Annotated in this window: 21 protein-coding genes; 14 read left to right on the forward strand and 7 right to left on the reverse strand. The window is 64.7% G+C overall.

The window, feature by feature from the left end:
• Positions 1–129: 129 nt before the first annotated feature.
• Positions 130–900 carry a hypothetical protein gene (locus Q4543_RS18715; protein ID WP_303440805.1) on the forward strand — a complete coding sequence of 257 codons (771 nt, stop codon included), beginning with the start codon at positions 130–132 and terminating at the stop codon, positions 898–900.
• 80 nt (positions 901–980) lie between these two features.
• Here the strand turns inward: Q4543_RS18715 and Q4543_RS18720 are convergent, their stop codons facing one another.
• Complete coding sequence (locus Q4543_RS18720; protein ID WP_303440807.1) at positions 981–2,588, reverse strand: peptide chain release factor 3; 1,608 nt, start codon at positions 2,586–2,588, stop codon at positions 981–983.
• A gap of 110 nt (positions 2,589–2,698) precedes the next feature.
• Here Q4543_RS18720 and Q4543_RS18725 point away from each other — a divergent pair, with 110 nt between their 5' ends.
• Entirely contained in the window at positions 2,699–3,223 is a 525-nt protein-coding gene (locus tag Q4543_RS18725) for an exonuclease domain-containing protein (protein WP_303440809.1), read from the forward strand.
• Between the two features lie 5 nt (positions 3,224–3,228).
• Here the strand turns inward: Q4543_RS18725 and Q4543_RS18730 are convergent, their stop codons facing one another.
• Entirely contained in the window at positions 3,229–3,969 is a 741-nt protein-coding gene (locus tag Q4543_RS18730; RefSeq protein WP_303440811.1) for an aspartate/glutamate racemase family protein, read from the reverse strand.
• Positions 3,970–4,554: 585 nt separating this feature from the next.
• Here Q4543_RS18730 and Q4543_RS18735 point away from each other — a divergent pair.
• From Q4543_RS18735 to Q4543_RS18745, 3 genes are read left to right on the forward strand one after another with little or no spacing between them, the layout of a single operon-like run.
• Entirely contained in the window at positions 4,555–5,595 is a 1,041-nt protein-coding gene (locus tag Q4543_RS18735; protein ID WP_303440814.1) for a TRAP transporter substrate-binding protein, read from the forward strand.
• A gap of 5 nt (positions 5,596–5,600) precedes the next feature.
• Positions 5,601–6,182 carry a TRAP transporter small permease gene (locus Q4543_RS18740; RefSeq protein ID WP_303440815.1) on the forward strand — a complete coding sequence of 194 codons (582 nt, stop codon included), beginning with the start codon at positions 5,601–5,603 and terminating at the stop codon, positions 6,180–6,182.
• Positions 6,169–7,446, forward strand: a complete 1,278-nt coding sequence (locus Q4543_RS18745) for a TRAP transporter large permease (protein ID WP_303440816.1) — start codon at positions 6,169–6,171, stop codon at positions 7,444–7,446. The genes Q4543_RS18740 and Q4543_RS18745 overlap by 14 nt, the downstream gene beginning before the upstream one ends.
• On the opposite strand, the gene Q4543_RS18750 is transcribed toward Q4543_RS18745, so the two are convergent.
• Positions 7,447–8,469, reverse strand: a complete 1,023-nt coding sequence (locus Q4543_RS18750) for a Hint domain-containing protein (protein ID WP_303440818.1) — start codon at positions 8,467–8,469, stop codon at positions 7,447–7,449.
• Between the two features lie 138 nt (positions 8,470–8,607).
• Here Q4543_RS18750 and Q4543_RS18755 point away from each other — a divergent pair, with 138 nt between their 5' ends.
• Both Q4543_RS18755 and Q4543_RS18760 read left to right on the forward strand, forming a co-directional pair.
• Complete coding sequence (locus tag Q4543_RS18755) at positions 8,608–9,387, forward strand: SDR family oxidoreductase (protein ID WP_303440820.1); 780 nt, start codon at positions 8,608–8,610, stop codon at positions 9,385–9,387.
• Positions 9,388–9,414: 27 nt separating this feature from the next.
• Positions 9,415–10,545 (forward strand): DNA alkylation repair protein, encoded by a 1,131-nt coding sequence (locus tag Q4543_RS18760; RefSeq protein ID WP_303440822.1) that lies wholly within the window; start codon positions 9,415–9,417, stop codon positions 10,543–10,545.
• Here Q4543_RS18760 and Q4543_RS18765 read toward each other — a convergent pair.
• The 4 genes from Q4543_RS18765 to Q4543_RS18780 all read right to left on the reverse strand — a co-directional run bounded on the left by Q4543_RS18765 (position 10,534) and on the right by Q4543_RS18780 (position 14,269).
• Complete coding sequence (locus Q4543_RS18765) at positions 10,534–11,538, reverse strand: putative zinc-binding metallopeptidase (RefSeq protein WP_303440824.1); 1,005 nt, start codon at positions 11,536–11,538, stop codon at positions 10,534–10,536. The genes Q4543_RS18760 and Q4543_RS18765 overlap by 12 nt on opposite strands.
• A gap of 95 nt (positions 11,539–11,633) precedes the next feature.
• On the reverse strand, positions 11,634–12,335 hold the full coding sequence (locus Q4543_RS18770; protein WP_303440871.1) for a hypothetical protein: 702 nt from the start codon (positions 12,333–12,335) through the stop codon (positions 11,634–11,636).
• A gap of 4 nt (positions 12,336–12,339) precedes the next feature.
• The gene (serS, locus tag Q4543_RS18775; protein ID WP_303440826.1) at positions 12,340–13,632 is read right to left on the reverse strand and encodes a serine--tRNA ligase; all 1,293 of its coding nucleotides are present in this window, start codon (positions 13,630–13,632) and stop codon (positions 12,340–12,342) included.
• Positions 13,633–13,684: 52 nt separating this feature from the next.
• On the reverse strand, positions 13,685–14,269 hold the full coding sequence (locus Q4543_RS18780) for a serine protease (protein WP_303440828.1): 585 nt from the start codon (positions 14,267–14,269) through the stop codon (positions 13,685–13,687).
• Between the two features lie 148 nt (positions 14,270–14,417).
• Between Q4543_RS18780 and Q4543_RS18785 the strand changes: the two genes are divergently transcribed.
• From Q4543_RS18785 to ccmB, 7 genes are all read left to right on the forward strand, one after another.
• Positions 14,418–15,344: a GIY-YIG nuclease family protein gene (locus Q4543_RS18785; protein ID WP_303440830.1), complete on the forward strand. Its 927-nt coding sequence runs from the start codon at positions 14,418–14,420 to the stop codon at positions 15,342–15,344.
• Positions 15,345–15,475: 131 nt separating this feature from the next.
• On the forward strand, positions 15,476–15,763 hold the full coding sequence (yajC, locus tag Q4543_RS18790) for a preprotein translocase subunit YajC (protein ID WP_216006181.1): 288 nt from the start codon (positions 15,476–15,478) through the stop codon (positions 15,761–15,763).
• A gap of 29 nt (positions 15,764–15,792) precedes the next feature.
• Positions 15,793–17,454, forward strand: a complete 1,662-nt coding sequence (gene secD, locus Q4543_RS18795; protein ID WP_216006180.1) for a protein translocase subunit SecD — start codon at positions 15,793–15,795, stop codon at positions 17,452–17,454.
• A 1-nt stretch (position 17,455) separates the two neighbouring features.
• Entirely contained in the window at positions 17,456–18,433 is a 978-nt protein-coding gene (gene secF / locus Q4543_RS18800) for a protein translocase subunit SecF (protein ID WP_303440832.1), read from the forward strand.
• A 360-nt stretch (positions 18,434–18,793) separates the two neighbouring features.
• Positions 18,794–19,147: an Mth938-like domain-containing protein gene (locus Q4543_RS18805; RefSeq protein ID WP_303440834.1), complete on the forward strand. Its 354-nt coding sequence runs from the start codon at positions 18,794–18,796 to the stop codon at positions 19,145–19,147.
• A 150-nt stretch (positions 19,148–19,297) separates the two neighbouring features.
• Positions 19,298–19,912, forward strand: a complete 615-nt coding sequence (ccmA, locus tag Q4543_RS18810; protein ID WP_303440873.1) for a heme ABC exporter ATP-binding protein CcmA — start codon at positions 19,298–19,300, stop codon at positions 19,910–19,912.
• Positions 19,909–20,565, forward strand: coding sequence for a heme exporter protein CcmB (gene ccmB / locus Q4543_RS18815; protein WP_303440836.1), 657 nt, complete (start codon positions 19,909–19,911; stop codon positions 20,563–20,565). The genes ccmA and ccmB overlap by 4 nt, the downstream gene beginning before the upstream one ends.
• Positions 20,566–20,636: the final 71 nt, after the last annotated feature.

Below are 20,636 nucleotides of genomic sequence, written 5' to 3' on the forward strand. Positions count from 1 at the left end.
AGGTTGGTTCTCGCAACCCGACCCTACCGGGAAACCCGATGGCCACCGTAAGCTACACCACGTCTGGGGACGTCACCCGGCAGTTTCCGCGCCGATATCGTTTGCGAGGACATCGACGGCAACAAGGTTGTGATCGAGAACCAATTCGAGACATCGGATCATCGCCACCTTGGGCAAATTCTGACCTACCTTGTGGGGACCGAGGCGCGCACTGTCGTCTGGATCGCCGAGCGTATCAGGGAAGAACACCGCGCTGTCATAGACGGGCTGAACGAGACGACACCGCTTGAATACGCTTTTTTCAGGGTGGAGCTTGAGGTCTGGCGCATTGGCGATAGCGTTCCCGCTCCGCGCTTAGAGGTGGTGGCGCGACCGAATGATTGGGTGCGTCGGCAAAAAGAACGCAACCGCGTGACTGAAATGGAAGACTATCAAAGGCGCATGGAATTCTGGGGGGCCATGCTGGATAGGGTGCCCTCGGATTTCGCCTTGGGTGTGCCTGCTCGCGCACCAAATCAGGGCTGGATGAAATTTTCAATGACGGGTGAAGATGCGCTCCTGGGCTGCGGCATCTATTGCTATCGGTTGCTTGGGAAAAATCGGGTTGGCGTGTATCTTTCGTTGGGTCGGCAAGACCCCGAGCGCACTGCGGAGTGGCTTGCCGGCATCGCAGGCTATCGGCTTGTCGATGGCGCGGCGAGGAAACCAGCCACCGGCGCGGGATGGGAAATCAACCGGAGCCAGCTTCTTCAGTTCTTTGTAACGCTTGACGCCGACGCGATGGATGAGACCGACTGGCCGCGCCAGCATGACTGGATGATTTCGCAGGCGAGCGCGATGATCCAGGACTGGCGCTCTGGCCTGCGCGCAGATGTCATGCGCCTGATCGATGCAAGCTGACCTTGCGCATGGTCAAATCGCTGTTACAGGGCGGGCTGACCCTATGCGCCAGACCGTCGCAACGGTCTGGCGTGAGTGTATCAAACCATCATTTCCTTGGTCGCCGACAGCGTGATGTCGGGGTAGTCGCGCACCACCCGGTCGATGTCCCACTGCAGCCGCGTCAGGAAAACCACGTCGCCGTCATTGTCATGGGCGATGTGCTGCTTGTTGGCGCTGATGAACTTGTCGAGCGCCGCCTTGTCGCCATGGACCCAGCGGGCCGAGGTGAATTGCGAGCCCTCAAAGCGCACCGGCAAGCCGTATTCCTGTTCGATCCGCGCACCCAGAACCTCGAATTGTAGCGCGCCGACGACGCCGACGATATAGCCAGAGCCGATATCGGGCTTGAACACCTTGGCCGCGCCTTCTTCGGCGAACTGGAACAGCGCCTTTTCCAGATGCTTGGCCTTCAGCGGATCGCCCGCGCGCACCGTCTGCAACAATTCGGGCGCAAAGGACGGAATGCCGGTGACCTTCAGCGCCTCGCCTTCGGTCAGCGTGTCGCCAATGCGCAGTTGTCCGTGGTTGGGGATGCCGATGATATCACCGGCCCAGGCCTCTTCGGCGAGCTCGCGGTCGGCGGCAAGGAACAGCACCGGGCTGGCGATGCTCATCGGCTTTTTCGTGCGCACATGGGTCAGCTTCATGCCGCGTTCGAAATGCCCCGAGGCAAGGCGGACAAAGGCCACCCGGTCGCGGTGCTTGGGGTCCATGTTGGCCTGCACCTTGAACACGAAGCCGGCGACCTTGGCTTCCTCAGGCGCGATGTCACGCGGCGTGGCGCGGGTCGGCTGAGGCTGGGGGGCCAGCGCGCCGATGCCGTCCATCAGCTCCTTGACGCCGAAGGAGTTGATCGCCGAGCCGAACCAGATCGGGGTCATATGACCTTCGGCGATGGCCTGCGGGTCCAGCGTGGGCAACAGCTCGCGCGCCATTTCCAGCTCTTCGCGGAATTGCTCCAGCAGATCGGCAGGCACGTGTTCGGCCAGCTTGGGGTCATCCAACCCGTCGATCTTGATGCTTTCAGCGACCTTGTTGCGGTCGGCGCGGTCCATCAGCTCCAGCCGGTTGCGTACCATGTCATAGCAGCCGACGAAATCGCGCCCCATGCCGATCGGCCAGCTTGCCGGGGTCACGTCAATGGCAAGGTTTTCCTGAATCTCGTCGATGATCTCAAAGACGTCGCGCGCCTCGCGGTCCATCTTGTTGCAGAAGGTCAGGATCGGCAGGTCGCGCAGGCGGCAAACCTCGAACAGCTTCTGCGTCTGGCTTTCCACCCCCTTGGCCCCGTCGATCACCATGACCGCCGCATCCACCGCCGTCAGCGTGCGATAGGTGTCTTCGGAGAAATCCGAGTGGCCGGGCGTGTCGACCAGATTATAGCGGTATTTGCCGTAATCGAACGACATTGCCGAGGCGCTGACCGAGATGCCGCGCTCTTGTTCCATCTTCATGAAATCCGACCGGGTGCGGCGGGCTTCGCCCTTGGCGCGCACTTGTCCGGCCATCTGGATGGCGCCGCCATACAGAAGGAACTTTTCGGTCAATGTGGTCTTGCCCGCATCCGGATGCGAGATGATCGCAAAGGTGCGGCGCCGGGCAATTTCCGGCGGAAGGGCGGGGCGGTTCGAGGGCGTGTCCAGCATGGCGCTGCGTTAGCGCGAATTTGCGCGCCCCGCAATGTGTCTTGCCACGCAGGCTCGACGACGGGGCGCGGGGCGGTTATGCCCGGCGCGCCATGCAAAGGACCAGACCCGTGCCCCAGCTTCCCGCTTTCCCGACCGGCCCGATCCGGTTCTTCGCGCTTGATGTCGAGACGGCCAACAGCGATGTCGGCTCGATCTGTCAGCTTGGGGTGGCCTGCGTGCTGGACAGCGGCGCCATTCTGACGTGGGGCTGCCATGTCGATCCGGGCACCGAGCGGTTCTCCAACAGCTGGCTGCACGGCATCACCGCGCGCCATTGCCTTGGTGCGCCGCGCATCGGGGCGGTGATCGACCATCTGAACCCGCACCTGAGCGGGCGCACCGTGTACCAGCATTCCAGCTTTGATCAGCGGGCCATCCGCGCTGCCTCGGCTGCGCTTGGGCGCAGCGAGCCGGATTGGGGCTGGCAGGACAGCGTCAAGGTCGCCCGCGCCGCATGGCCCGAACTGAAGGGCAATGGCGGGCACGGTCTGGGCAATCTCAAGAAGGTGCTGGGGCTGAATTTTGAACACCACGACGCCATCGAAGATGCCCGCGCCGCCGCGATGGTGGTGCTGATGGCAGCGCAGGCCTGAGCGGGTCAGACCCGCGAAAACACGCTGCCCCAGCCGGTGACGCGGGCCGGGTCCAGCCCGGCGCGGCGCAGGCAGGCCGCCGCCGTGAGCGCAACGGAATCGATCACCGGGATGCCGGTTTGTGCCTCGATCCGCGCCGCCACCGGCGCGCCGCGAAAATTGGTGCAGACCACGGCGATGGCGTCAGGGCGGGCCTGCGCCACCTCTTCGATCATCGCGCCGACCTGTTCGGGCGGGTAGGCGGCAAAGCTGTAATTGCCCTTGTCGTCCAGCCGCGCTGCACGCACCACCTCGATGCCTTGGGCGGCGTAATTGGCGATCATCCGGCTTTCGATGTCCTCGATATAGGGCGTCACCAGCCCCAGCCGCGTCACCTTCATCGCCTTGAACAGCGCCTCATAGGCAAGCATGGTCGAGGTGGCGGGCACCCCTGTGCGCTTGGTGATCGCGGCGCAGAGCGCGCGATCCTTGTCCAGCCCCAGCCATGACGCCGAGGTGCCGTTCCATGCGATGACATGCGGGTTGGCCTCGGCCAGCCGGTCTGCGGCCTCGAGGATCGGCTCGAGCGTGAACTGTGATTGGCTGGCATCGGACATCGAGATCTCGACCACGCGAAACCGCCCGAAATGGGCGCTGGCGGCATCGCCATAGGGCGCAAGCATCGCCGAGGTATAGGGTTCCAGAACGGTGTTCGACGAGGGGGTCAGCATGCCGATGCGGCAGCCGTCGACGGGGGCAAAGTGCATAGGGTCTCCGGAAGGCGTCAGCGAAAGCTCGATCAGGGTAATCGTATCCAATATCTAACGTCAAGCTTGGCAAAGTCATGTAGCTTCGGGTCGCGGCGAGGCCCGATCAAGTCGTTGTGCCACGCTGCCAATCATCGCCGAGGTCTGCGCGGCAGATGAGCACCCCAGAGCTTCGTGGAATTCTGCGCGGGGAGCCCGGAGGATCATCCGCCGTGGTCGAATGCACGGGGAATATGACATCACAGGCGCCTTTTAGTTCATGAAAATACCTTACTTCACCTGCAATTATACGGAGTATTTAATGTTTAACCTAATCCGGTTTTACGGCGCCGCCGCTGCGGAGGGCCTGCAAAACAACGACCTGCGACAAGAGGCCATGCAAGGCCCGAACCCGGCGCGCAACCCGTTGATATTCCATGCTACCAATGTGACGCAGCATCTTTGCGCGCCGCTTCTGAGAGGAATTGCCCAAATTAAACTCTTGAGTTGTATCCAATATATCGCTCTACCGGATGCAATCGCCGCTATTCGCCCCGCAGCGCCGGGCGGGCGATTCCCTGATTTATCCAAGCGGAGTTTCCAATCATGCAGATCCCCTCGCGTATTGTCGTCCTTGCCCTTGCCGTCGCGGGGCTTGCTGCCCCCGCCTCGGCGCAATCGCTGCGCTGGCTGACCCAGTCGCAGGAAAGCGCGGCGCAATACCCCGCCGAGATCGCCGCCATCGAGGCCGCCGGCGCCGCGGGTTTCGACGTGACGCGCAACGAATTTCAGGTTCTTGGCGTGAACCTTGCCGACGCGCTGCGCATGGTCGGCACCGGGGCGTTCGATCTGGCGACGGTGCAGGTGGGCAGCGCCGCCAAGGATGATCCCTTTCTGGAAGGTATCGACCTGATCGGCGTGTCGACCGACATGGCGTCGCTGAAAACCGCCGTCGATGCCTATCGCGAGGTCTTCAATGCCCGCCTTGCCGATAAATTCGGCGTCAAGGCGATGGCGATCTGGCCCTTCGGCCCGCAGGTGTTCCTGTGCAATTCCGACATGGCCGGGCTGGGCGATCTGGACGGGCTCAAGGTGCGCTCGTTCACCGCGTCGATGTCGACCCTGCTCGAAGAGCTGGGCGCAACCCCGGTCACGCTGTCCTTCCCCGAGGTCTATCCGGCGCTTCAGCGCGGCGTGGCGTCTTGCGGGGTAACCTCGCCAACCTCGTCCAACACGGGCAAATGGCCGGAGGTGACAACCCATCTTTATCCGCTGTCGGTGTCGGGATCGGTGCAGTCGCATGTGGTCAACCTCGACTGGCTGAACGCTCTGCCAGAGGACAAGCGGGCCGAATTCGAAACACTCATGGCCGATCTGGAAACCGCGCTGTGGGATCTTGCTGTGTCCACCAATGACACCGCGCAATCCTGTTCGACCGGCGGCAGCTGCCCCGAGGGCATCTATACCGGCTATGACATGACGCTGGTGCCGGTGTCGGATGCCGACAAGACCACCGTGGCCGAGATCGCCGCGACCAAGATCCTGCCCGAATGGGGCGCGCGCTGCGAGGCCAGCTACGAGGGCTGCATTGCCATCTGGAATGACACCGTCGGCGCTGCGCAGGGCGTTGCGATCCGGGCCGAGTGACGGGGATGAGCGCCATTCTGGCCCTTGTCCGGACGCTGGCTAGCGCGCTTGCCATCATGGCGGGCGCGGGGGTGCTGGTGCTGGCGGTGCTGATCCTGCTCGACATCGTCGGGCGGGATCTGTTCGGCGTGTCGGTTCAGGGCACCGATGAGCTGGGCGGCTATGTGCTGGCGTTTGTCGGCTCGCTTGGCCTGTCGCTGACGCTGCTGAACCGGGGGCACCCGCGGATCGACATTTTCCTGCGGCTGTTTCCGCGCCCGCTGCGTGCGGGACTGCATGTTCTGGCGCAGGCGAGCATCGCCGCGCTGGGGCTGTTCATGACCTGGCACGCCTGGGGCGAGCTGGGCGAAACCATCCGCTTCGGCGCGGTGACCAACACGCCGCTGCAAACGCCGCTCTGGGTGCCGCAGGCGGTCTGGGTTGCCGGGACGGCAGTGTTCGCGTTGACCGCCTGCCTGACCACGCTGCATGCGCTGATGCTGCTGGCCAGCGATCGCGCCGCGCTTGAACATCTTTACGGCCCGCCCACCGTCGACGAGGACGTGGCGCAATACACTCATGAGGAGACCGCCGATGCTGGGCATTGAAGGCGCGGCCATCGGCTTTGGCCTGCTGTTGGTCCTGCTGTTTATCGGGCAGCACATCGCGACCGCGCTGTTCAGCGTGGCGCTGCTGGGGGCGTGGCTGTTTTTCGGCGATGCCATGTTGCGGCCCTTTGGCACGATGATGTGGGGCACGCTCAACAATTTCCTGCTGGTGGCGATCCCGCTGTTTGTGCTGATGGGAGAAATCCTCGTGCGCGGCGGTGTAACCGAACGCATGTATCGGGCGCTGGCCGACTGGACGCGCCCGCTGCCGGGGGGGTTGCTGCACACCAACATTGCCGCGTCGACAGTGTTTGCCGCGATTTCCGGCTCGTCGGTGGCGACGGCGGCTACGATCGGCACCGTCGCCTTTCCGACATTCCGCCGCCAGAATTATGCCGAGGCATGGGTGGCGGGCAGCGTTGCATCGGGGGCCACCCTTGGCATCCTGATCCCGCCGTCGATCAACCTGATCATCTACGGCGCGATCACCAACACCTCGATCGGGGCGCTGTTTCTGGCGGGGGTGTTGCCGGGCATCATTCTTGCGCTGTCGTTCATGGGGGTGATCGTGGTGGCCAGCCTGATCAGCCCGGCTGTCTCTGGCAAGCCCGAGCGCATGGCGCCGTGGCCTGACCGCCGCCGTCGGCTGGGCGATCTGCTGCCGCCGCTGGCGATCTTCGTGCTGGTCATGGGCTCGATCTATCTGGGCTTTGCCACGCCGACCGAAGCCGCGGGCGTTGGGGTGATCGGCGCGCTGATCCTGACCGCCTGCTATCGCTCGCTGAATTGGGCGATGCTGCGTGAGGCGATGCTGTCGACCGTTGCCACCACGTCGATGACGCTGCTGATCCTTGTGGCGGCGTTCTACCTGAACTTCATCCTCGGGGTGCTCGGAGTGCCGGGGCAGGTGTCGGCATTTGTGTCGGGGCTGGATGTCGGGCCGGTGGCGATGCTGCTGCTGCTGGTGGCGCTGTATCTGGTGCTGGGGTGTTTTCTGGACGCGCTGGCGATGATGATCGCGACCATTCCGGTGGTGCTGCCGGTGGTCACCCATCTGGGCTATGACAGCGTGTGGTTCGGCATCTTTCTGGTCATGATGTGCGAGCTGGCGCTGATCACGCCGCCGGTGGGCATGAACCTGTATGTCACCCAAAGCGTGCGCGGGCGCGGGCAGGTCGGCACGGTCATTCTGGGGGTGCTGCCGTTTCTGGCCTGCATTCTGGCGGTGGTGGCGCTGATCTCGGTGTTTCCGGGCCTGCTTTGATCAGCTGCTCGAGGCGCGGCGCAGCAGCTCGGCAAGGCCGGGGCGATCCAGCAACGCCTCTTCGACCTCCAGCGCGTGGTGGTCGGACACGCTGTGCCCCGGCAGCAGCGTACTGAGCGCGCCGGCCACCTCGCGCGGCAAGACCGCGCGGGTGCGGCTGTCGACCAGCATGGATTCCGCGGCGATGCCTTCGGCGTAGATGATCTGGTGGTGGTCGAACAGCATCTGGTAATAATCGACAAACCCGCCGGAAACCCGCATCACCCGCTCGCCATCGACAAGGTGGCGCGCCTTGATCATCACCTCGGCGCGCCCCGCGCCAAGGCGGTCTTCGCGCTGGTAGATGAACAGCCGGTGATCGGGGCTGACCAGCAGATCGCGGGCGTTGTTCAGCACGCCCTGCCGGATCAGCACCGGGGCGAAATCGCCGCTGGCGCGGGTGGTGCCATGGCCGATCCAGCGCAGCGTCTGCGCGCCGTCATCGCGGGTCAGCACGCGCTCACCCACTGTTAGCGACTCCACCGGCACCTGCGCCCCCGAAGCCAGCGTGATCATGGTTCCGGCGGTAAACGACACGCAGGCCAGCTGGGCGAATTTCGCCAGCCCACCGTCAGGGTCGATGCCCATCAGTGCATAATCGACGCGGGGCGACATCTCGCCCAGCGGCATCAGGTAGATCCCGGCGACATCGCCGCCATCGGTCTCGACCAGCACCAGTCCTTCGGTGATGCGCCCGTCGCCGGTCATGAAGGTGACGACGCAATCAAGATGCAGCTCGGCCCCGGGTGTGCCGAGCTGCGAGCCGGGGGCGATGCGGAACGGCGCATCAACGGCGGGCAGCAGCGCCATCCGGTGCAGCGCGGCGACCGGCGAGAGGTTGTAGATGTCATCAGGGATCAGCTCTGCGCAAAAGCCGAGCCCATCGCCCTGATTGGCGCCGTTGACCACGCGCAGCTGATCGGCGCGAAACACCGAAACGCTGTGCGCCGCGCCATCGCGGGCCTGATCACGCCTGTCTGTCATCGGTTCGTTTGCCTTCCGCGCGGGTCTTGAAGAAACGACACTGTTGCCATTGTATGCAAGCTGAATATGGCCTCAAATAGGGGCATCAAGAGCATTTTTCCGGGGCTTCAGGGCGCTGGGAACAGGAAGGGCATCCGCATGGATCTGAAGATTTCCGGCAAGAGGGCGCTGGTCACTGCCTCGTCCAAGGGGCTGGGCCTTGGCTGCGCGCAGGCGCTGGCCGAGGCGGGCTGCACGCTGATCATGAACGCGCGCAGCGAAGGCCCGCTGCTGGCGGCGGCCGAGGCGATCCGCAGCGCCCATGGCACCGAGGTGATCACCGTCGCCGCCGATATCGTCGATGAAGGCGGGCGGGCGCGGGTGCTGGAGGCAGCGGGCGAGGTCGACATCCTCGTGACCAACGCGGGCGGGCCGCCGCCGGGCTACTGGACGGACTGGAGCCGCGACGATTTCATCGACGCGCTCGACGGATCGATGCTGACGCCGATCGCGCTGATGCAGGCGCTGGTGCCGGGGATGATGACACGCGGCTGGGGCCGGGTGGTCAACATCACTTCGCGCTCGGTCAAGGCGCCGTTGCTGCCGCTTGGCCTGTCCAATTCCGCCCGCGCCGGGCTGACGGGGTTCGTCGCCGGCACCGCGCGGCAGATCGCGGGCAAGGGCGTGACCCTCAACAACCTGCTGCCGGGGGTGCATGACACCGCCCGCATCGACCAGATGGACGATGCCATGGCGGCGGACAAGGGCATTGACCGCGACGAGGCACGCCGCATCCGCGCCGCCTCGATCCCGACGGGGCGCTATGGCGATGCGGGCGAGTTCGGCAAGATGTGCGCGTTTCTGTGTTCGGCCCACGCGGGCTATATCGTCGGGCAGAACATCGTTCTGGACGGCGGCGAAACCTCGGCGACGATCTGATGGCTGCGACTCGACGGGAGGCGAGCCATGGCGCGCGGGCCTGACGGGGCGGGCGCGCGGTCGGGCTATTCGCTGGCCGATCAGCTGTTCAACCCGGCCAGCGCCGCCGATCTTGCGGCCTGCTTTGCGCCACTGCCGGGGTTCGATGCGCAGCGGTTTCTGGATGCGGCGCTGCCGCGCTTTGCCGGACAGGGCATCCATGCGCGGCTTGGCATCCTTGCCGATGCGCTCGAACAGCAGCTGCCGCAGGATTTCCCCGCCATGGCCGAGGCGCTGCTGGCCTGCCTGCCGTCGCCGCTGGACCCGTCGCGACGCGACGATGATTTCGGGCGCTTCATCCATGCGGTGTTCGGCGTGCTGGCGGCGCGGCGCGGGTTGGAGCAGCCCGAGATCGGGCTGGATGTGATCCACGCCGCTACGCAGCGGTTCACCATGGAATACGCCATCCGCCCGTTCCTCAATGCGCATCCAGATCTGGTGATGACGCGGCTGGCGCACTGGGCCGAAGATGACAATTACCACGTCCGCCGCCTTGTGTCGGAAGGCACGCGGCCGCGCCTGCCTTGGGGCATGGGGCTGACGCTGGATCCGCTGCGTCCGCTGGCGCTGCTTGATCGGCTTCAGGGGGACCCGACGCGCTTTGTCACCCGCTCGGTGGCCAATCATCTCAACGATCTGTCCAAGACGCATCCCGATGCGGTGCTCGACCGGCTGCGCGCCTGGCAGAGCGGCCCGCAGACCGCAACCGAGCGCGACTGGATGGCCCGCCACGCCTTGCGCACCGCCGTCAAGCGCGGCGAGCCGGGGGCGCTGGCGCTGCTGGGCTATCGCTTTGACGCGGCGTTTGACGTGCGGTTGACGCTGCCGGCGCAGGTGCGCATCGGCGAGGCGCTGGTGATCGAGGCCCGGATCGACGGGCCAAAAGGCACCCCGGTGCTGGTCGATTACCGTCTGCGCTTTCATCGGCCCGGCGGCAGCGCCGAGAAGGTGTTCAAACTGAAAACCGCCCGCCTCGGGGGCGAGCCGCTGTTGTTGAAAAAGGCGCATCGGATGAAGGGCGATGCCACCACCTTTCGCCTGCACCCCGGCCCGCATGCCGTCATTCTTCAGCTCAACGGGCGGGATGTGGCCGAGGCGGGGTTCGATCTAACCGGCTGATGCCATCTTGGGCTGCGACTGGATCTGTGCCGGATCGCGCAGCCAGCGGTGGATAAAGGCCATCTTGTCGCGCACCCCATCGGGCACCGCGAACGGGTAGAGATCGCTCAGATCCATCGCCCGGTTGACGTGGTTGATCGCCAATGCCAGATCGACCGCCATGGTCAGCTCGGGCGCAAGGTCGATGGCGCCGTAAGCGTCATGACCGGGCTGCGGCCCCTCGGGCAGGGACAGCTGCGCCGAAGCAGCACTGTCCACCAGATCGATCAGATGCAGCAGATGGGCGGTGGTCTCGGCCCAGTCCTCGTGTGGGTGGGCGGTGGCATAGCTGGTGATGTGGGTGGCGTCCGCCGGTTTCGGGCTGGCGTAATGGGTTTCGAGCGCCTCGCCGTAATCGGCGCGCTCGTCGCCAAAGATCTCGCGGAACGCGGTCAGGAAGCGGGGGTCTTCGGCCAGACGCAGCTGAAGGAAATGCGCCGTCTCGTGGCGCATATGGCCCAGCATGGTGCGGTAAAGCTCGCCCAGATTTTCCTGACGCTTGGCCAGTTCGGCATCCGAGGATTCGGTGACGTTGATGGTGATGATGCCGTCGGCGTGGCCCATGATGATCTCGGCCTCGCCCTTGGCGGTCTGCTCGGACAGCATTTTGAACACTGGCCGCGTCCCCGGATCGCCCGGGGTGAACCAGCCCCAGCGCGCAAGGTTCGCCAGCATCCAGCGTTTGGCAAATTCGGCTGTCGCCCAAAGCTCGGCGTTTTGCGCCTCGCGCAGGTCGGGGGTGACCTCGGTCATCGCGCAGGACCGGCACAGATCGCCGTCCGCGCCATCTTCGGCGATCCAGTTGCACCCGATGGACTGACGGTTGGCGCAAGCGGTGCCTTGCGTCGACATCGACTGCCTGTCCGGATCGAAGAACACATCGCTGCCACAGCGACATGTGGTGTTGCGAAAGTATAGGGTGGTGCCACAGTTGGGGCACGTGAAGATCTGCATGAAATGTCCTGCCCAGAGAGATGAGGGGGGTGGCGTGTCGCAACCCAACTGCGCAAGGGGGCAGGCGGTTCCCGGCAATGCGCCGGGAGCCTTGATTATTCGGTATCGGTGCCGCGCAGCGCAAGGATCGCGCCGATGCCAAGCCCCGCCAGACCGGCCACCGCGATGTTGAGCGGCGCGGTGTTGGCAACGATGACGGCGACAAGCGCCCAGATCACCGTGATGCCGTAAAGCGGCGCGCGGTGCAGCCGGTACTGCACCACCAGCGCCAGCGCCAGCGCGATGGCAAGGCCGACCAGCGCCGCCGGGGTTTCCGGCAACAGACCATAGCCGCCCAGCACCAGCCCGATCGACACCGGCGCGGCGGCGCTCAGCCAGCCTGCCAGCATGGCGATGGGCGAGGTCTGCATCCAGCGGTCCATGTCTCCGGCGCGGAACAGCGCAATCAGCGATGCGATCAGCATCACCCAGATCAGCACGGTGGCCACCAAGGGCGAGAGTTTCGCCGCCGGCAGCCAGATCGCGCCCACTGCCAGCGCCAGAAACAGGGGCTTGCGATGCGGCTGCCAGTCGGGATCGTCGGCGCGCTTGATCAGCCCGAACCCGGTGCCGACCAGCAGCCACAGGTAGATCAGCGCCCAGATCGCAAAGGCATAGCCCGCGGGCTGCACCGTGGGATTGTCCTGAGGCACCGGAAAGGCATTCGGATCGAAGCCGCCGAAATCGGGCACAAGGAAGGGCCCCGCCGCAAATGCCAGCGAGGCCAGAAAGACAAGCGCCGCCCAGAGCTTCACCATCGGCTCAGACCAGCTTGCCATCGGCGGTCAGCGTGGTCTTGCCGCCAAGGAAGGGCTGCAGCGCCTCGGGCATGCGCACCGAGCCGTCCGCCTGCTGGCCGTTTTCCAGCACCGCGATCAGGCAGCGCCCGACCGCAAGGCCCGAGCCGTTCAGCGTGTGCAGATATTCTGGCTTGCCGCCATCCGCCGGCTTGAAGCGGGCGTTCATCCGGCGGCCCTGGAAATCGCCGCAGACCGAGACCGAGCTGATCTCGCGATAGGTGTCCTGCCCGGGCAGCCAGACCTCGATGTCATGGGTGCGGCGCGCGCCAAAGCCCATGTCGCCGGTGCACAGCACCACGGTGCGATAGGCCAGCCCGAGCTTTTCAAGGATGCCCTGCGCGCAGCCGGTCATCCGGTCAAGCTCTTCGCGGGATTTGTCCGGGTGGGTGATCGACACCATCTCGACCTTTTCGAACTGGTGCTGGCGCAGCATCCCGGCGGTGTCGCGCCCGGCAGAGCCCGCCTCAGAGCGGAAACACTGGGTGTGCGCCACGTAGCGGCGGGGCAGGTAGCTTTCCTCCAGCGTCTCGCCGTTGACGATGTTGGTCAGGCTGACCTCGGCGGTGGGCACCAGCCACCAGCCTTCGCGGGTCTGATAGCTGTCCTCGCCGAATTTCGGCAGCTGGCCGGTGCCCAGCATCATCTCTTCGCGCACCAGAACCGGGGTCCAGGTTTCGATGAGACCGTTTTCCTCGGTGTGGGTGTCGAGCATGAATTGCGCCAGCGCCCGATGGATGCGCGCAACCGCGCCCGACAGCACGACAAAGCGCGCGCCGGACAGCTTGGCGCCGGTTTCGAAATCCATGCCGTTCTTGACGCCGGGCAGCTCGTAATGTTCGAGCGGCTTGAAATCATAGCTGCCGGGGGTGCCCCAGCGGCGGATTTCCACGTTGTCGGCCTCGTCAGCGCCATCGGGCACATCGTCATAGGGCAGGTTGGGAATGCCCATCAGCAGATCGGTCAGCCGGGCGTCAAGCTCTTTGGCCTTGCCCTGCATCTCGGCCACTTCGGCCTTTTTCGCGGCGACCAGCGCGCGCAGCCGTTCGAATTCGGCCTCATCACCGGATGCCTTGGCCTTGCCGACCTCTTTGCTGGCCTTGTTCTGATCGGCCTGCGCGGTTTCGGCGGCATGGATCGCGGCGCGGCGTTCCTCGTCGAGCGTCAGGATCAGGGGCGACTGAGGCTCCATCCCGCGACGAGACAGCGCCGCATCCCATGCGGCGGGGTTTTCGCGAATGGCGCGGATGTCGTGCATCGTCCCATATCCTTCTCGTAGGGGTTCGAGTCGCGCAGGTTATGCCCCTTTTTCAATCCGGAGTGTAGGGGGCGCCCCGCAGGATCCGCGACCGCAGCCATTCATCGACCGGAACCACCAGCGCATCCTCGCCAGATTGTGCCACGACAATGCCGGTGATCGCCCATGCATCGCCATTGCGCACCAGCGCCGGGCTGCCGGAATTGCCGTTCTCGACCGGGCAATTCAGACGGATCAGCCGGTGCTGGCGCAGGCCGTTGCAATCAAAGCGCGCCCGCAGCCGGTTGGCGCGGCGGTTCTGATAGCCGACGATGGCATAGGGCGGCGCTTCGCGCGAGGTGAGCGGCAGCGGGGCGATGTCGATGGGGGTCTGCAGCGTCAGCAGCGCCATGTCATGTTCGATATTGAGACGCGGCGTCTGGTAGGCCATGGGGTGTACCTCGAACTGCGCGACCTTGCTGGCTGCGGCATAGTCTCCGCCCAGCCAGCCCGCGACAAAGGTCAGCTTGCCGGCGTTGACCGGCAAACCATCCTGCCCGGCGACGCAATGCGCCGCCGTCAGCACCAGATCCGGCGCGATCAGGCTGCCGGTACAGGTCCCCCGGCTGGAATACCCCCCGGTATTGACCCGGCCCACGGCATTCCACTGCGGCTGCTGGTCCAACGGCAGGGGCGAAAGCGGTTGCGCAAGGGCAGGGGCGGAGAAGTGGGCTTGCACCAACGCCAGAGCTGCGATTGTGATGCGACAAGAAGCAAACTTCATAATCATGCGAGGCCCTTCGCGGATGTCGACCATTCCTGACGAAATCTTTGGACGCACCATCCAGCTTTTCCTTGTGGATGGCAAACCGACAGGGTTGCGCAAGGCAAGTATTCATGGCTGGACGGGGCTGGTTTTCCTTGCCGGAGACGCGGCCTTTGGCGCGATGACAAAGCGCAAAGAGGTCAATCGTACCGGCGTCTACATCCTCGCCGGGCCGGACCCGGAGGGTACGAAACCCCAGAAGGTTTATATCGGATCGGCAAATGTGGTCGCCGAGCGGATCATCAACAGCAGCAAGAAACATGGGTTCTGGGATGTCGCCGTTGCGGTGACGACAAGTGACGATGACTTGTCCAAGGGGCACGCCGAATACCTCGAAGCGCGGCTGATCGAACTGGCTGGAAAGTCTGAACGCGTTGCTCTTGACAACATCGCTTTGCCGAGCGCCGAGGACAGGCGGTTGCCCGAAGCGGACCGGGCGAACATGGAACAGTTCCTTGCGAATCTAAAGATCGTGCTGCCGGTGGTCGGGATCGACATGCTGAAGCCTCAGCCTAGCCTGCTCACAACCTCGACACCCAAGGGGGCAATGCCGGATGAGCCCGTTGTGTTCGAGATCGTGCATAAGAAAAGCGGCATCACGGCGAAGATGACCGAAGGAGATGGCGAATTTGTCGTGCTGGCTGGGTCGCAAGCGATCCGGGATTCCGGATATGCGCACAGCACCTACAGGGACCTAAAGCTGGAATTGGTTAAAGACGGCACGCTCGCCGAACTGGACGGGGCGCGCTACACCTTCACAAAGCCACATTCGTTCAAATTCATATCGGCCGCAGCGGCTGTGGTGCTCGACAGAAACTCGAACGGGCGTGTCGAGTGGAAGCGTTTCGGCACCGGCGAAACCTACGCGGACTGGCAGCAGGCGCAGGGCGAACCGATCGCGCTTTGACGCAAGGGCCAGCGCATCCTCCACGATTACGCCTACCAAGCCGCCTTGCATCGCCGCGACTTCGCACATAGGTTCCGCGCGACTTGCGACCGGGGCACGGCCCCCAATCTGACCCAACAAGGAGCCTGCCCATGGACACCAGCGCCATTGCCCAATTCGTCCCGCTTATCCTGATCTTCGGGATCATGTATTTCCTGCTGATCCGTCCGCAGCAGAAGAAGGTCAAGGAACACCAGAAGATGGTGGCCGCGCTGCGCCGGGGCGATCAGATCGTCACCCAGGGCGGCATCATTGGCAAAGTGTCGAAGGTCAAGGAAAACAACGAGGTCGAGGTCGAGATCGCCGAAGGCGTCCGGGTGCGCGTCGTGCAGAACACCATCACCACGGTGCTCTCCAAGACCGAGCCCGCCGAAAGCTGATCCCCTAAACGACCCCAAGGCGCCGCAACATGCTGCAAATCGATACCTGGAAACGCGCCCTGATCTGGGCGCTGGTGGTGGCGGGGCTTGTGCTTGCGGCGCCCAACCTGTTCTACAACCGCGTCGAATCCCACAATGACGCGGTCAAGGCCATCGAGGCCTCTGGCGCGACCCCCGAGCGCGAGGCGCAGGCGGCAAGCTGGCCGAGCTGGCTGCCGTCGGGGCTGGTGAACCTCGGGCTCGACCTGCGCGGCGGGGCGCATATCCTCGCCGAGGTCAAGGTGGCCGAGGTCTACCAGAGCCGCATGGAAGCGCTCTGGCCGGAGATCCGCGATGCGCTGCGCGACGCGCGCGCCGACGTCGGCACCATCCGCTTGCAGGAAAGCGCGCCGGGCACCTTGAAGGTGCGGATCTCCAACCCCGATGGCATGGCGCGCGCGCTGGAAATCGTGCGGGGGCTGGCGCAGCCGGTGGTCTCGCTCACCGGGGCGGGCACCACCGACATCGAGGTGGCGGGGCAGGGATCGGACCTGACCGTGCAGCTTTCGGAGGCCGAACAGCAGGCCACCGACGAGCGCACCATGCAGCAATCGCTTGAAATCATTCGCCGCCGCATCGACGAGGTCGGCACCCGCGAGCCGACCATCCAGCGGCAGGGCAGCGATCGCATCCTGATCGAAGTGCCGGGCCTTGGCTCTGCCGACGAGCTGAAGGCGATCATCGGCACCACGGCGCAGCTGACCTTTCAGGGCGTCGAAAGCAGCACCAGTGATCCCAGTGCCACCGGCGCCGTCGGCACCGAGGTGTTGCCCTCGGCCAACGAGCCGGGCCTCTACTACGTGCTGGAACAGGCCTCTGTGGTGACGGGCGAAGAGCTGACCGATGCCCAGCCGACCTTTGACCAGAACGGCCGCCCGGCGGTGAGTTTCCGCTTCAATCCCTCGGGGGCGCGCAAGTTCGGCGATTATACCGCCACGCATATCGGCTCGCCCTTTGCCATCGTGCTCGACAACGAGGTGATCTCGGCGCCGGTGATCCAGAGCCACATCGCGGGCGGCTCGGGCATCATCACCGGCAATTTCAGTGTCGAGGAGTCGACCAACCTCGCGGTTCTGCTGCGCGCTGGCGCGCTGCCCGCCGGGATGGATTTCCTAGAAGAACGCACCATCGGCCCGCAGCTTGGCCAAGACAGCATCGATGCGGGCAAGCTGGCGACGGGCGTCGCCTTTGCGCTGGTGCTGGCGTTCATGCTGCTGACCTATGGGCTGTTCGGACTGTTCGCCAATATCGCGCTGACCCTGAATATCGCGCTGATCCTTGGGGTGCTGTCGGCCATCGGCGCAACGCTGACGCTGCCCGGCATCGCCGGCATCGTGCTGACGGTCGGCATGGCGGTCGATGCCAACGTGCTGATCTTCGAGCGCATCCGCGAAGAGCTGAAATCGGCGCGCGGCCCGGCCCGCGCCATCGAACTTGGCTATGAGCGCGCCCTGTCGGCGATCATCGACGCCAACCTGACCACGGTCATCACCGCCATCATCCTTTATGTCATGGGCTCGGGCCCGGTGCGCGGCTTTGCCATCACGCTTGGGCTTGGGATCGTGACATCGGTGTTCACCGCGATCTGGGTGACGCGCCTGCTGATCATCCTGTGGTTCGAACGCCGCCGCCCCAAGACGCTGGAGATCTGAGATGCGCCACCTACGACTCGTGCCCGATGTCACCACATTCGATTTTTTCAAACACTGGAGACTCTGGCTGGGCATCTCCGTCCTTGCCATCGTGCTGGCGATGGTCAGCTTCGGTGTGCGCGGCCTGAATTTCGGCATCGACTTCCGCGGCGGCACCACGATCCGCACCCAGAGCGCAGAGCCGATCGACGTGGCCGAATACCGTGCGGCGATGACCACGCTGGGGCTGGGGGATGTGTCGATCACCGAGATCTTCGATCCGAACTTTGGCCCGGACCAGAACGTCGCCTCGGTGCGCATTCAGGCCCAGAACGAGGTCGAGGCGGTGAGTCAATCCACCATCGACGCGGTCGAGGCTGCGCTTATGGAGGTGGCTCCGGACATCGAATTCGTTTCCGTCGAAAGCGTCGGCCCGAAGGTGTCTGGCGAGCTGATCCAGACCGCGGCGCTGGCGGTGGCGCTCGCCATCGGCACGGTGCTGATCTACATCTGGCTGCGCTTTGAATGGCAGTTCGCGGTTGGTGCCGTGGTGGCACTGGTGCATGACGTGCTGCTGACCATCGGGGTGTTCTCCGAGGTGCAGCTGCAGTTCGACCTGACGACCATTGCGGCGCTGCTGACCATTGTCGGCTATTCTCTGAATGACACGGTGGTTGTGTTCGACCGGGTGCGCGAAAACCTGATCAAGTACAAGCAGCGCCCGCTCAAAGAGGTTCTGAACCTGTCGATCAACGAGACCCTGTCGCGCACCATCATGACCTCGCTCACCACGCTGCTGGCGCTGTTTGCGCTGTTCGCGCTTGGCGGCGACGTGATCCGGGGTTTTGTCTTCGCGATGATCTGGGGCATTTTTGTCGGCACCTATTCGTCGATCTTCGTGGCCTCGGCGCTGCTGCTGAAATTCGGCGTCAAGCGCGACTGGTCCAAGCCTGAAGTCGACAAGGAAGCGCGCAAGAAATCCGGCGGCGCGAGCGTCTGAGCAGCGCGCCCGGATCCTCGGAATGCCGGGGCTTCGGGCGCTGATCCCGTCCTGATCCGAACCCGGCCGGATCTGTCGCCGGGATGCGCTGGTCCGGGTTCAACGGGCTGCACTGGATCGCGGCGCGCAGATACTGGTCGATCTGCCACTGCTTTACGGCCATTGAGGATCTTGGGCAGAAAGTTAACCGCTTTCGCCTTGGCGCTTGGTTTTGTGATGTTTCTGCCATATGCTGCGCGCACGAGACTGGGCCAGGCTCTGTTCACACCGGCACGGGAGGAGGGATTCCGTGTTCTGGCCTACCTGATCATCTTTTCGGCAATCGCGCTGGGTTTGCCGGTATGGGACTAGGGGAAGATCATGCAGATGAAGGAACTAAGCTTCGGCAAGGCGCAGCCTGTCGATGGCTACGGCCCGGGATTTTTCCGGGTCGCAGGGCGCCCGTTGTCGGGGCCGATCTGTCTTGCCTCCGAAGGCAATATTGCCTGGGGCGGACTTGCCGATGAAGACGCGCTGGTCTGCCTTGCGGGCGACATCGACGTGATCTTCGTTGGAACCGGGGCCGAGATGGCGCGGCTTCCAGAAACCCTGACGCAGCGGCTTGAAGCGGCGGGCGTCGGTGTCGAGGTGATGAGCACACCATCGGCCTGCCGCACCTATAACGTGCTGCTCGGCGAAGGGCGGCGCGTGGCGCTGGCGGCGATGCCAGTCTAACTGCACCCTGTCCGGCGGGTGCTGTCGCTGGTTTCTATTGATCGCAATAAGGGTCGGCAGCGCGCTGTTGACCCTTTTGCACGTCGGGCAGGGACGGGCGCGGCGCTATTGCCGCTTTCCCCTCGCGCCGGGTCGGGCTATCCCAAGCGCATGGTGCTGGATATTCGCGATCTGACAGTGTCGCGCGGGGGCATTCCCGTGCTGGAAGGGGTGAGTTTCGAACTTGCGCCCGGCCATGCGCTGGCGTTGCGCGGCCCGAACGGGTCGGGCAAGACAACGCTGCTGCGCACCATTGCCGGGCTTCAGCCGCCGCACTCCGGCAGCATTTTAGGCGCCGGTGAGCGCATCGCCTACGCCGCCCATTCCGACGGGCTCAAGGCGATGATGACGGTGCGCGAAAACCTTGCCTTCTGGGCCAGCGTCTTTGGCGAAACCGACATCTCTACCGCCTTGCGCGATTTCGATCTGGACCGGCTCGACGACCGGCTGGCGGGCGCGCTGTCTGCCGGGCAGAAACGGCGGCTCGGGCTGGCGCGTCTGATGGTCACCGGGCGGCCGGTCTGGGTGCTGGACGAGCCGACGGTGTCGCTGGATGCCGCCTCGGTCGCGCTATTCGCAGCGGCGGTGCGCCGGCACTTGCAAGCCGGAGGCTCGGCGCTGATGGCGACGCATATCGACCTTGGCATTCCCGAAGCGCAGGCGCTGGACGTGACACCGTTCAAGGCCGCACCGCGCGCCGCTGCCCATGACGAGGCCTTCCTGTGATCGCCCTGCTGCTGCGTGACCTGCGGCTGGCGGTGCGGGCCGGGGGCGGTTTTGGCCTCGGGCTGGCGTTCTTCCTGATCGTGACGGTGCTGGTGCCACTGGGAGTGGGGCCGCAGACGGCGCTTCTGGCGCGGATCGCGCCGGGCGTGCTGTGGATCGGCGCGCTGCTGGCCTGCCTGTTGTCGCTCGACCGGATATTCGCGTTGGATCGCGAAGATGGCTCGCTTGATCTGCTGGCCACTGCGCCTCTGCCGATGGAGGGCATCGCTTTCGTCAAGGCGCTGGCGCACTGGATCACCACCGGCCTGCCGCTGGTGGCCGCCGCGCCGCTGCTGGGAGTGCTGCTGAACCTGCCCACGCGGGGCTATCTGTGGCTGCTGGTGTCGCTGGCGCTTGGCACCCCGGCGCTGTCGGTGATCGGCACTTTCGGGGCGGCGCTGACTGTCGGGCTCAAACGCGGAGGGCTGCTGCTGTCGCTGCTGGTGCTGCCGCTTTATGTGCCGACGCTGATCTTCGGAGCCGAAGCCGCCCGCCGCGGGGCCGAAGGCATGGATATGCAGACCCCGCTTCTGATGCTGGCAGGCATCAGTGCGGGGGCGGTGGCGCTGTTGCCGTTTGCAAGCGCAGCGGTACTGCGTATAAACCTGCGGTAGTTATGCTGGTAGCCGTTTGTAAAAAAGAGCTTATTAGTCACGAGGCATGATGAAGAAGAGGTCATCGCGAC

The organism is Salipiger sp. 1_MG-2023, assembly GCF_030547555.1.
Lineage (GTDB): Bacteria > Pseudomonadota > Alphaproteobacteria > Rhodobacterales > Rhodobacteraceae > Salipiger.